The sequence below is a fragment of the Aeromonas sp. R10-2 genome (assembly GCF_040908445.1).
In the GTDB taxonomy this organism is placed as follows: domain Bacteria; phylum Pseudomonadota; class Gammaproteobacteria; order Enterobacterales; family Aeromonadaceae; genus Aeromonas; species Aeromonas veronii.
In genome coordinates this window covers 109,574-121,920 of sequence record NZ_JBFODS010000102.1, presented here as the reverse complement: position 1 = coordinate 121,920, position 12,347 = coordinate 109,574, and the positions used below count along the sequence as shown (strand labels likewise).

The 12,347-nt window shown below is 47.0% G+C and carries 9 protein-coding genes; all 9 read right to left on the bottom strand.

The features are described 5' to 3' along the window. Positions 1–39: 39 nt before the first annotated feature. The 9 genes from AB5Y97_RS20500 to ptsP all read right to left on the bottom strand — a co-directional run bounded on the left by AB5Y97_RS20500 (position 40) and on the right by ptsP (position 12,342). A protein-coding gene (locus AB5Y97_RS20500; protein WP_088821966.1) for an IS3-like element ISAs22 family transposase occupies positions 40–1,127 on the bottom strand; the annotation gives its coding sequence in 2 pieces (ribosomal slippage) (positions 40–875 and positions 875–1,127; 1,089 coding nt in all). A gap of 387 nt (positions 1,128–1,514) precedes the next feature. Continuing rightward, complete coding sequence (locus AB5Y97_RS20495; protein ID WP_087756501.1) at positions 1,515–2,348, bottom strand: thymidylate synthase; 834 nt, start codon at positions 2,346–2,348, stop codon at positions 1,515–1,517. Continuing rightward, positions 2,345–2,827 carry a hypothetical protein gene (locus AB5Y97_RS20490; protein WP_047437125.1) on the bottom strand — a complete coding sequence of 161 codons (483 nt, stop codon included), beginning with the start codon at positions 2,825–2,827 and terminating at the stop codon, positions 2,345–2,347. Before AB5Y97_RS20490 ends, AB5Y97_RS20495 begins: the two co-directional genes overlap by 4 nt. Further along, positions 2,824–4,839, bottom strand: a complete 2,016-nt coding sequence (locus AB5Y97_RS20485) for a site-specific integrase (protein ID WP_257710265.1) — start codon at positions 4,837–4,839, stop codon at positions 2,824–2,826. Before AB5Y97_RS20485 ends, AB5Y97_RS20490 begins: the two co-directional genes overlap by 4 nt. Further along, complete coding sequence (locus AB5Y97_RS20480; protein WP_219142862.1) at positions 4,836–7,271, bottom strand: site-specific integrase; 2,436 nt, start codon at positions 7,269–7,271, stop codon at positions 4,836–4,838. The genes AB5Y97_RS20485 and AB5Y97_RS20480 overlap by 4 nt, the downstream gene beginning before the upstream one ends. Before the next feature lie 32 nt (positions 7,272–7,303). Then, complete coding sequence (locus tag AB5Y97_RS20475) at positions 7,304–8,518, bottom strand: tyrosine-type recombinase/integrase (RefSeq protein ID WP_113978391.1); 1,215 nt, start codon at positions 8,516–8,518, stop codon at positions 7,304–7,306. A gap of 92 nt (positions 8,519–8,610) precedes the next feature. Further along, positions 8,611–9,171 (bottom strand): thymidylate synthase, encoded by a 561-nt coding sequence (locus AB5Y97_RS20470; protein ID WP_257690805.1) that lies wholly within the window; start codon positions 9,169–9,171, stop codon positions 8,611–8,613. Beyond that, entirely contained in the window at positions 9,171–9,995 is an 825-nt protein-coding gene (lgt, locus tag AB5Y97_RS20465; protein WP_069529608.1) for a prolipoprotein diacylglyceryl transferase, read from the bottom strand. Before lgt ends, AB5Y97_RS20470 begins: the two co-directional genes overlap by 1 nt. A gap of 67 nt (positions 9,996–10,062) precedes the next feature. Next, the gene (gene ptsP / locus AB5Y97_RS20460) at positions 10,063–12,342 is read right to left on the bottom strand and encodes a phosphoenolpyruvate--protein phosphotransferase (protein WP_335837067.1); all 2,280 of its coding nucleotides are present in this window, start codon (positions 12,340–12,342) and stop codon (positions 10,063–10,065) included. Between the last annotated feature and the right edge of the window lie 5 nt (positions 12,343–12,347).

Sequence of the window (12,347 nt, the reverse complement as noted above, 5' to 3'; positions counted from 1 at the left end):
GGTAATCCCCCCATTTTTTGGAGCACTCAAAAGTAGAGGTCATGCGGCCTGTGCCAAGCGCTGTTTCGGCGTGTAGCCGCCCAGCGCCATATTGGGCCGCTCATGGTTATAAACCCACAGCCAGTTCGTGGCAAATTCCTGTAACTCATTCAGTGACTCAAACAGGTAATGGCCCAACCAGTCGTAACGCACAGTGCGGTTAAATCGCTCTATGTAGGCATTCTGCTGCGGGTTGCCTGGCTGGATATACCTCAGCGCAATCCTCTTCTGCTGCGCCCATTGCTTGAGCTCTTCGCTGATGTATTCCGGACCATTATCACAGCGGATTGCGGCTGGTTTGCCCCGCCACTCGATGACCTGCTCCAGCACCCGTTTGACTCGCGAGGCAGGCAAGGAAAAATCCACCTCGATGCACAGTGCTTCGCGATTGAAGTCATCGATCACATTAAACAACCGCACCGAACGACCATCGCTGAGCTGGTCATGCATAAAGTCCATCGACCAACAGTGATTCGGTTGGTCAGGGACTGCCAACGGCTCCGGCTTGGCGCGTACTAGCCGCTTCTTGGGTTTTATCCGCAGATTGAGCTCTAGCGCCCGATAGATCCGGTAGACCCGCTTGTGGTTCCAGCCAAAGCCTTTGACGTTACGCAGGTACAGGAAGCACAGTCCGAAACCCCAGTTGCGCTGGTTGGCGGTGAGGCGCAGTAGCCAGTCGGCAATCTCCTGGTTTTCATCAGCCAGCACGGGCTGATAACGGTAGCAACCCTCGCTCACCTTGAACACCTGGCAAGCCAGACGGATAGAAATGGCGTAATGAGCCACAGCCTTGGTCGCCATCTCCCTGCGGGCAGATGGCGTCACCACTTTTTTGCCATCGCCTCGGAGATGATCTCAGCCTTTAGGCGCTCCTCGGCATACATCTTCTTAAGGCGACGATTTTCCTCTTCCAGCTCTTTGAGGCGCGCCATGAGAGAGGCATCCATGCCACCGAATTTGGAGCGCCACTTGTAGAAGGTGGCGGAGCTGATGCCATGCTCACGGCAGAGCTCAGGGACGGGTGAACCAGACTCGGCCTGCTTGAGGATGGCGATGATCTGTGCATCGCTAAAGCGTGATGTTTTCATGTAGAACCTCCTGCGTTCAAGATACGAGAAAATTCTACTTATGAGCACCTCAGTTTTTCGGGGGGATTACCATTGGATTTATAGATATGGACACTCCCCAGGCGAGCTCATTGGGCTTTAGAGGATGCGTAGGAGTTGGCTGACAACATGGGAGGATGGTGGAAGAGCAGGCCGTTACAGCATGTTGGAGACGGCTTGAAATTGGTTCCAATGGTAGTACGCACGAAAGTGGCGTAAACAAGACACCGATTTTAGGTCGGTGTCAGGTGATAACTAGATCTGTACATATAAACTTACTCACGTTACTTGGCGCTCTACTGAAAAGCATAAAAAGACAGCCTGCATGTTACAGGCTGTCCTTTAATCAGTATTGGTATAGAAGCTCGGTTAAATTGCTACTGGAGCCTTAATATGTGGATGCGGGTCATACCCAACAATCTCAAAGTCCTCAAACTTATAGTCGTATATTGAATCAGGTTTACGCAGAATTTTCAGCTCCGGCAACTTTCTAGGCTCACGAGATAGCTGTTCTTTAATCTGCTCAAAATGATTAGAATAAGCATGAACATCACCGAAAGAAATAATTATTTCATGTGGTGTAAGATCACACTGTTGTGCCAACATATGTGTTAATAATGCGAGGGAGCTTTGGTTGTAGGCATACCCCAAAAATATATCGCTACTGCGTAAAAATAATTGTGCAGACAATTTTCCATCGGCTACATAGAATTGATATAGCAGGTGGCAAGGAGGTAAAGCCATTTTACCATTACGAACGTTATCTTGCGGGCTTACTGACTCGTCTGGCAGATACTCAACATTCCAGCCATGGAATAGGATCCGCCTGCTATTCGGATTGTTTTTGAGGGCATTAACGACATAATCGATTTGGTTAATTGTACCACCATCTTTAGTCGGCCAAGCAGTCCACTGATTTCCATAAATTGGCCCCAGATCACCTGTTTCCGTTGCCCATTCATCCCAAATTTTTACGCCATTCTCATTTAGCCAATGAGTATTGGTGTCGCCACTTAAGAACCAAATTAACTCATTGGCAATACTCTTAAAATGGAGCTTTTTGGTTGTCAGTAGAGGGAAACCATCAGCGAGGTTATGTCGAATTTGACGCCCAAATACCGATTTTACACCGGTGCCAGTCCGGTCACCTTTAACCGTACCGCTATCCATAATATCTTGCAAAAGCTCCAAGTATGCTTTCATTTTTCATTCACCATATTTAATAAGTCTGTAATTCTTGCAATTTCAGCATTGGCTTTTTCTAGCTCAACTTGCAACTTATCAGCTTGAACCATATAGAAATCCCTTGATTTCGACATGGTAACAAACTGAACAGTCATAGACTCATATAACGACTTAAAATCGTTAGATTTACCATACCAATACTGAATTTCTTTTAAACACTTGCTAATATTTTCCTTGAGTTCAACCGTTGGGTCAACCTCTATGACATTGTTTCTTTTTTCCTCAAGCTCAGCCTTCCTGGCAGCTTTGATTGCAGCCACTCGCTCTAGAGGCCAGACTCGATTACGGATGGTGTTTCTGTGAACTGATGCAAGGTTTGCAAGGGATGATATTGAACACTTTATAGAGCGATCGTTCTGCATCTTGATTAACGCTTCATTGATGCTCTCAGTTACATCATTAAACTCTTTAGTATTCCTCTCATCATAGGCGGTCATTTAAACACCCCGAGATATTCCAGAACACCTTTAGCTTCATTAGCTGCTTCCACAGCCTGGCGATAATTAGTCTCTGATTCACCAAGACTCACTACTTTCATATTCTGCTCATAAACCTCACGCCACTTGGGCATATGTGCTTTTGTAATCACAGCTTGATGACAGCGATTAGGGTTACAGCGCAGGCTACCAATGCATGGGAGGCTTTGATCAAACTCTTCTACACGACCGCCATAGCACATACCAGTGCCTACATTGATAACTGCCATTCCCTGTTGGGCCATCGCCTCAAAGACCTCATCATTTGAATAGCCAGCAGCTTGATAGCCTTCAAAAAGCTTCCTTAGTCGTTTCTTATGAGCATCTGCATTCACACCCGCATATGTACCATTAGGGTCATACATTTCTTTTACGAGATGCACTTCTGCCTGGTGCCGAAGGTTGTTTTTTTCTGCTTTAATACCAGATAACATATCTCCGATATCACCATAACACATTGTGTCACTAGAAAAGCCCTTATTAGAGGCGGCACCGACTGACTGAACAAGATTACCGAAATGCTTTAGTTGATGCGAAATGAATGGGAGACCTAATTCTACTTTATACATTTGATATGCCAAAGTGTGGCGCATCATATATGGGAAGAAATCAATTGATTTTAACTCATCGTCAGTGAGTATTTCAGAAAAATAACTTTTAATTACTGTGCACACACCCTTCTTTAGTGTTTTTGGTTCCTGACTAAATTTAAGTGTTTCACTTTTACTATAAACAAACGGATTATTTCGAATTCTAGTCAGTACAGCTAAAGCTGCCATTGCATCTTCTACAGCTGGGATTGCAACCCAAAGGTCATCAAACAGCCTTCGTGAAGTTGAACGATGTTTATGAACGGTAGAACAAATACATGGAATATCAAAGGAACTTGTAAGCGGTTTATCTACACGAATCTCTACGAATTCACTTGGACGCATACCAGTGAACTGAGCAATAATGTAAATTGCTGCATCATGTACAAGCTTAGTGTAATTAAATATGTCTTCTGTGCCCTGCTCTGGGCGCTGAAGATTTGCGGCCCTGACATCACCAACCAGCTCTGTATTGAGCTTGCTTCTAACAAGTGCTATGTCTGGATTTTTTTTGTAAAGACGCACACCAATATAATACTCAATATCTGAATTACTTATATCAATTACTGATGGTGGCAAGTCATTTCTAAATAACTCAAGTTTGCTTTCAGCAATTTTATCTTTTATTGGCAACCCCATCTTATGGAGAAAGTCGCTGATCAAGCAGCTTGATATAGTCACAACTCTATCAAAGATTTCGTCAGGGATTACCTTTTCCCTATCATCTTCTTTTTTCTCAATTTGTGTAATAGATAGATGTTCGATTTTAGGTAAGAATGGAGTGTGAGAGTAAAGAGCATTTACAATTCGGTCATGTGAAAACCACTCAAAAACTTGTTCAATGTGGTAGACTGTTGACTCTGCTTTTTGATAGCCAACACTGAACATTTTATAGTCTTGATAGGTAATATCAATTAAAGAGCAGAATTTCTCTCTACAGAATGCACTGCCATATTCTTCACCTGCTTTATTATAAAAGTAATCCATAAAATCTAACCATGACTTTACCATTGGTGTTATCGATTGCATGGAGAGAGGCTTGCCTTTACTTTTTCGTGAATTTCGAGACAGCTTTGGAAGCAATCTAATAAATATGATAGCAACTTTCATCTCTACGATTATAGATTCAGGGATACTTTCATATACTGAGAAGCTAATTATCAGCCTGCTTCTATCCATCGTTTTTGCAATTTTAACGTCTGCTGTATAGTCCCAAATATTATCTTTAAACAAGGATTTTGATGTCACAGGGAAATTTAGCAAATTGAGAATGCTTATATCGTCATTTTTACTAGCTTCATTTTTATTGTCCGTGTATATCTGAGCAAGTAGTTGCTGCAAGTTACTTTTAAAAAAAACATTATCAACATGCTCAATATTCATAGCGATACACCATCAATCAAGATTGTAGATTCAATATTTAATGATAGCCGTTTAGCAACTTCTAATTCTTTAGCTGAAAATTCAGATCGCTCACCTAATATAGACTCAAGGATATCTATATTATCCTGAATGACTTTCCCATGAGGAGTCAGCATCAACCTTGTATTACGGACAACCTGAATATAATCTCGATATAATGCGAATAAATCAGGAAGATGAGATCGGGTAATAATTACATTATTACAAGATAAGCACTTATTGAAGTTTGCACAAGCACTTCCACTCTTGTAGCTATTTAGGGACTTAATGAAATCAGGTGGATCAAAGATATTCTTGCAACCACCTAATGGGGTTTTGTAAATCACTTCTTGTAAATTTTTTACGCTAACATCATCACCATTAGGTCTATTTTTTAATTCGTAGCTGTTTTCATATATTTTGGTAAGTGCCGCATAAATTTTACTCCGAGACTGCTTATTAAAATCCATTCTGTCTAAATAAGCGAGAGTAACACCAATATTAGCATGCCCCATAATCATTTGAATTTCACGAAGGGGCACACCATTATCAATCAACTCAGAAATAAATGATGAACGAAAACGAGTAGCGACGACCTCAACCTCCTCTCCATTTTCATTTATCAAATCATGGGAAAAATCCTTTAAACAATTCCACATCTGCCTCATTGTTGGAGCTATAGGAGCATGCCACTCAGCATCATTGAATTTATTTTTAGCTGTGCTGTTACAAATAAAAAGTTTGTTCTTAACGTCATCACCAGCATTGACTCTAACGTGCTTAGTTATTGCTATAATGGTCTCAAAAATATCTTTTACAACTTTAGCTTGCCCCATGGACAACCAAGTGATGTCACAATTGAATATATCAAGGTGATATTCTTTTGCCCCTGTACTACGTTCTTTCCAATATCTAAGACACGGACGGTTTGTTGCATCATGTGAAACCACAAAATCATCAATTTCGAGGTCTATAATTGATGATGGGTTCATCCCTGTGACTTGGATCAGCTTAAGATAGAGAGGGATAAGCGCCTTCGCTGTTACTATACGCCCAGGTACATTCCATATATCCCATAATTCACTAATGTTCCCATTAAAAATCTTACGCATTTTTAGGCTGGTAAGAGCTCGTTTAAAAATGCTTCTTGGATCATCACTATGAGCATCTTTATATCCATCAAAATAAAATGGTATTGAGTCACACTCATGATCGAACCAACTTTTTAATGATTCTAAAGTAATATTATCACTGACAATAATACTCCTTTTTCCGCTAGCATTGATAAAATCATGACACTTGACTGATTTCACATATGGTGTAAGCCAAGAGTTTTTTAACTCTACAATCTGTCTATCCAATTTCACTTGGATTAAATTACGTTCTTCTGGAGTATATGGCGTATAAGCCATTGCTTTATTTGAAAATGAGCCAACATCAAAGCCAGATGCATATATGAAAGACCGCCCCTTAAACTCTTCAAAGGCTACGAGCCGCTGCAAAGTCAAATTTAAACAGCTGATGTATGTGTTTGCTTGTGAAGGAGATAGCGTCTTTCCAAGTAAAATATCTTCAATATACGATTTATAACGTAAGGATACATAATCATTGACGCATTCAGCCAGTGATGATGTATGATTTATATTATTCGCTTCCAGATACTTAACAAAGCTAGAATAAGTTGATAAATAATTTTGTATGGAGGACTTAGCCTTTACTCGTTTAGAAGCCAAAGCAAAAAGAGCCATCAGCGGGCTAGTGTTCTCCATGTGATTTAACGAATCAATACTATCTGTAAACCCTTCATACTTTCTAACAACATTGAAAATAGCACAAGCACTTTCACCCTCAACAAACTTTTTCCTTTGCTTGGCTTTATCTGTATATGATACGAATGATTTTTCATCGAAATGACCATGTGAAACGATCAATTTATACAACCATTTAAAAAATTCGGCATACTCTTCGCGAACTACATTATCTTCTCCAAGATTATGTATTGAAGTTGAAAAGCCACTAATGCCTAACTTTTTACAAATTGGCAACATTTCAAACGCACGAACTGATATCCGTCCATTTACCAATGGTATCTCAGCCAGCACATCTTCATGTTTTCTTATATATAATTTTGCTCGTTCCAACAATCTGATTTTATTACAAGTAATGCCATCATAGTTTGGCCTTATAACACCAGCATTGACAAATGCCTCATATACTTGCGTGAAATGGCGATTTTCATGCATTTGTTTTATAGTGCTAACTTCAACACTGGTCAATTTTGATAAAAACTCACATGACAGACTTACAACACCATCTTTTTTATTTACAAAAGGGATGTTCAATAAAAACTCGGGATCGAAAATTGCCATGATGATGGTAAGCTGCAATTTCCCCAAGTGCTTGTTGCAGTTCATGGCTTTTGCCAAAGCGGTCTCAGCTAAGCAACTCATTTTTTATCTACCAATTTGATACGAGTTTTTGTCGAATCTACAAGTAATTGCATTTTTTCAATGCGAGATTGTATTTCCCCATCCTTGTTAACAATAGAGTCATAAATATCATGTGGAATATTGGTATAACGCTCTGTGGTTTTAATAGATGTATGACCTAGAGATTTCTGGACGAATACAAGGCGATCTAAGAAGTCATGACCACGACCAGTATCCTGTAGAGTCAGATAGGCAAAGCTATGACGGAAAAGATGCGCATGGGCCTTTTTGGATAATGTTCCATTTTTTTCTGCACGTTTAGATATGCGAGTAATGAGAGCGGCGATGGACGCCTTAGTAAATGGGCGGCCTTCCGTGTTAAAGAAAATTGGAGCAGTGTTTTGATCTGCGTATAGACGCTGGTATCGCTTGTATAAGGGGCTTGAGTGATAGGCTTTCAGGCGATCAAGTGTTGGTTTGGTGATGACTGTGTGACGCTCCTTAACAGAGTCCTGCCGACCCTTCGAGCCATGTATGAGTAATGCTGCATAGCCTGCTTCTACAGCAGGTTTGTCAATGCCGTCAGTGATGTAAGAGCCACTCACAAAGTTCTGGGCCTCTTGTACATCGCCATACGTCACGCGAGGGAGTTCACTGATCCGGACACCAGAATCCAGAAGGAATTGCAGGAGGGTGCGTTCACGCTCGTATGGCGTACAGAACATGAGGTTCTGTACATCACGTACAGATACGGCCTGGACTTGCTTGTTGTTGGGCTTGCTAGTGATGGGGTCACTGGGGAAGGGGTTGTTTTCTATAGGATTCTTATGACGCGTCTTGTCTGTGAAGTAGTCATAAAACGCCCTAATCGTCATCTCTCGATTGGTGACTGTCGATGCCTCCAATTTAAGATCATCAATTTGGTAACGAACCCAGCTTTCAAGTAATGAGAGATGAACATTGAGTAACTTTTCATCTAACGACCACTCATCACTCATGCGGTCATCAATGTACTCAAGAAAGTACCTCATGTTACGGGAGTACGTAACAACGGTTTGCTCGGAGATGCGGCGGTGATTGGCTTCGTGAGACAACCACTCACTTGGATACTCAACCACTTTGAACTGCTTATCCAAGAACAAAACGCCATCAGCCTTCTGACCAGCCTCAATCTCTATTGAGTCGATCTGAGAGCTAACTATCGGTTCATTCTTCTGTATGACCACATGCATGACTCTGCTCCTAACATCGCTAGGAGCAGTCTAGACCTGCATTGTGCAAACAGCAAATGTTGACAATAAAATGTCTTTGTATTGACTCTTTACTATGCTGCTAGTTCGTATTGTGCAGAATTTGCTGTGTTGTCTAAAAGGAACACATCGCAACTGCGCTGGTAGAGCTGGCAGGAGAGCTTGCCGTCCGCCACATAGAACTGGAAGAAGGCGTGGCAAGGGGCCAGCGCCATCTTGTCCAGTTCACCCACGTTCCAGGCGGATACGATGATGCGGCGCGAATCAGGGTTGTGCTTGATGTCATCCACCGCCTTCTGGATCTGGTCGATGACAGACCCGTCAGCCGCAGGCCAGGAGCGCCACTGAGCGCCGTAAACCGGCCCCAGATCACCATTCTCGTCGGCCCACTCATCCCAGATGCTGACGCCGTTTTCCTTCAGATAGGCGGTATTGGTATCGCCATTGAGGAACCAGAGCAGCTCGTGAATGATGGAGCGCAGGTGGCATTTCTTGGTGGTGACCAGCGGGAAACCTTCCGCCAGATTGAAGCGCATCTGATGGCCGAACAGGGAGACAGTACCGGTGCCGGTACGGTCTGACTTGACGGTGCCCTCATCGAGGATTTTCTGCATCAGGTCGAGATAAGCTCGCATTATTTCACCTCCTTCACGGCATTACCGAACAACTGCGGGCGCTTGTAGGCGGCCCAGATCATCAGGGCTCCGGCGATAATCATCGGGGTGGAGAGGATCTGGCCCATGCTGATCTCCTGGAAGTAGAGACCGAGCTGGCTGTCCGGCTGGCGCACAAACTCCACCAGGAAGCGGAACAGGCCGTAGAACAGCAGGAACATGCCGGAGATGGCGCCGCGCGGCGGATTCTTGCGCCAGAACAGGTTGAGGATGATGAACAGCACCACCCCTTCCAGTGCGAACTGGTAGAGCTGGGAGGGATGACGCGGCTCGGGACCCGCCTCCGGGAAGATGATGGCCCAGGGCACATCGGTGACCCGGCCCCACAGCTCGCCGTTGAGGAAGTTGCCGATCCGGCCGACGCCGAGACCGAACGGAATGAGCGGTGCCACAAAGTCGGCCACGGTGAAGAAGTGGCGCTTGGTCTTGTGGGCAAACCAGATCATCGCGGTGATCACCCCGATCAGCCCACCGTGGAACGACATGCCGCCGGTCCAGATCTTGAACAGGTAGGTGGGATCCGCGAGGAAGAGATCGAAGTTGTAGAACAGCACGTAACCGACACGGCCACCGAGGATCACCCCGAGGAAACCGTAAAACAGCAGATCTGACACCTCGTTGCGGGTCCAGCCGCTGTTCGGCGCATCGGCGCGACGGCCAGCCAGCCACATGGCAAAAGCGAAACCGAACAGGTACATGAGACCATACCAGCGTACCGATAGTGGTCCCAAACTGAATGCTACGGGATCAATCTGCGAGAAAACCCAATATCCATCGTGCTGCATATGCGGCCCCAGTCAAAATAAAAGCCGCATTTTCCGATCATTCGTCAGCAGGGACAAGGCATGATTATCAATCACTCTGTTTCGATTTATGACCGGCTCGCAGCAAACCGCCCAAACCATGCTCCTCCAGATAGCGGGCAAACAGGCCGCGCAGTACGTGGGGGTTGTCATGTTTGAGACCATCGGCCATCAGTTCGGTCAACTCGCTCAGGGTGGATTGACGCAGCACGTACTTGATCCGAGCGATGTTGTGGGTGTTCATACTGAAGCGACGATAGCCCATGGCAAGCAGCAACAGTACACCGACCGGATCACCGGCCAGCTCGCCACAGACCGACACCGGCTTCTGGTAGCGGTGGGAGGCATCAACCAGCTGTTGCAGGGCGCGGATCACCGCAGGATGGAAGGCATCGTAGATGTTGGCAACCCGGGAGTTGTTGCGATCCACCGCCAGCAGGTACTGGGTCAGGTCGTTACTGCCCACCGACCAGAAGTCGATGAGCGGCGCCATCTCCGGCAAGATAAAGAGGGCTGAGGGCACCTCGATCATCACCCCGAGACTGGGGTAGCGGATCACCGCATCGCGGCTCGCCGCCTCTTCCGACACTTCCCGCCATGCCTGATCCAGCAGACGACGGGAGGCTTTGATTTCGCTGACGCTGCTGATCATCGGCAGCATGATGGCCAGATTGTCCAGCCCTTCACTGGCCCGCAGCATCGCCTTGAGCTGCACCAGAAACAGTTCGGGGTGATCCAGGGTGATCCGGATCCCCCGCCAGCCAAGGAAGGGGTTTTCCTCGACGATGGGGAAATAGGGTAACGGCTTGTCGCCGCCCACATCCAGCGTCCGCATGCAGACCGGCCGGTTGCGGTAGGTCTCCAGAATGCCGCGATAACGGGCAGTCTGTTCCCACTCGGAGGGGAAGCTCTCCTGCAGCATAAAGGGGATCTCGGTGCGATAGAGGCCCACCCCGTCCGCCAGCTGGTTGAGGGAGATCTCGGTATCGGCACTGAGACCGGCGTTGAGCAGCAGGGAGACCTTGGTGCCGTCCGCCGTCTCCGAAGGCTGGTTGTCGACGCTGCGCACCAGGGTATCGAGCGCCCGCTCTTCGCTCAGCAGCTGACGATACTCGGTCAGGATCACCTGATTGGGCTCGATGAAGAGATCACCACTATAGCCATCGACGACCAGCATGCGACCACCTATGTCACCAAGGGGCAGATCAACCCCCATGATGGCGGCCACCCCCATGGCGCGGGCCAGAATGGCCGCGTGGGAGTTGGTCCCCCCCTTGAGCGAGACCACCCCGGTCAGATACTCGCGGGGCACTTCCGCCAGAATGGTAGCAGTCACCTCGTCGGCAACCAGCACCACCGGCTCGCCGATGGAGATATGTTCCGGTTCATTCTGCACCAGTCGGCTGATCAGCCGCTGGGCAATATCCTTCACGTCGGTGGAACGCTCCTGCAAGTAGGGATCCTTCATCCCTTTGAACTGCTCGATCAAGCGATCACTGATGAGCTTGACCGCAGATACCGCAGTCCAGTGCTCCTTGCTCACCTTGTTGCGAATGGGCTTGATGTAGCCGGGATCGTTCAGCAGATGGAGATAGATATCGAAGATCGCCACCGAATCCTGGCTGTAGCTCTCGCGAAAACGCAGCGCCAGACTCTCCAAGTCGTGCCGCACCTCCTCAACCGCCAGCTCCAGCCGCGCCAGCTGGCTGGCATGGTCTTCATCCTTGCGCGGGGTAATTGACGAGAGCGCCTTGCGGGGCCGCCACACCCAGGCCTTGGCCATGGCGATGCCGCTGGCACCGGCAATACCGCGCAGCGGCTTGCTCCAGTCGGTCTTCTGCAACCACCCCTTGGCCTGCGCCTGAGCGATCCGCGCCGCCAGCTGGGCCGCCAGGGTGACCATGAAGGACTCTTCCCCCTCATCGAAGCGGCGGCTCTCCTTCTGCTGCACCACCAGAATGCCGACCACCTGACGCTGATGCATGATGGGAGCGCCGAGGAAGGAGCGGAACGCCTCTTCGGCCACATCGGGCAGGAATTTGAAACTGGGGTGCGCGGGGGCATCGGCCAGGTTGATCAGCTCTTCCCGCTGACCCACCAGACCAACGATGCCCTGCTCGTAGGGCAGGGTCACCTTGCCAACCGCGGACGGGGCCAAGCCGTCGGTAGCCGCCAGGCGATAGCGGCGCACCTCGGGTTCCGAGACATAGACGGAGCAGCAGTCCACTGCCATGGCGTGCCGGGTCTGGCTCACCAATGCTTGCAAGGCCTGCTCGAGGGTATTGGCCTCGGCCATGCTCTCGACGATACGTCTCAGTTCCGTTAACAACTAAT

Excerpts from the sequence above, each read along its gene's own strand:
- AB5Y97_RS20495 (WP_087756501.1), bottom strand. The coding sequence starts at position 2,348 with ATGAAAGCATACTTGGAGCTTTTGCAAGATATTATGGATAGCGGTACG.
- AB5Y97_RS20490 (WP_047437125.1), bottom strand. The coding sequence starts at position 2,827 with ATGACCGCCTATGATGAGAGGAATACTAAAGAGTTTAATGATGTAACT.
- AB5Y97_RS20485 (WP_257710265.1), bottom strand. The coding sequence starts at position 4,839 with ATGAATATTGAGCATGTTGATAATGTTTTTTTTAAAAGTAACTTGCAG.
- AB5Y97_RS20480 (WP_219142862.1), bottom strand. The coding sequence starts at position 7,271 with ATGAACTGCAACAAGCACTTGGGGAAATTGCAGCTTACCATCATCATG.
- AB5Y97_RS20475 (WP_113978391.1), bottom strand. The coding sequence starts at position 8,518 with ATGCATGTGGTCATACAGAAGAATGAACCGATAGTTAGCTCTCAGATC.
- AB5Y97_RS20470 (WP_257690805.1), bottom strand. The coding sequence starts at position 9,171 with ATGCGAGCTTATCTCGACCTGATGCAGAAAATCCTCGATGAGGGCACC.
- lgt (WP_069529608.1), bottom strand. The coding sequence starts at position 9,995 with ATGCAGCACGATGGATATTGGGTTTTCTCGCAGATTGATCCCGTAGCA.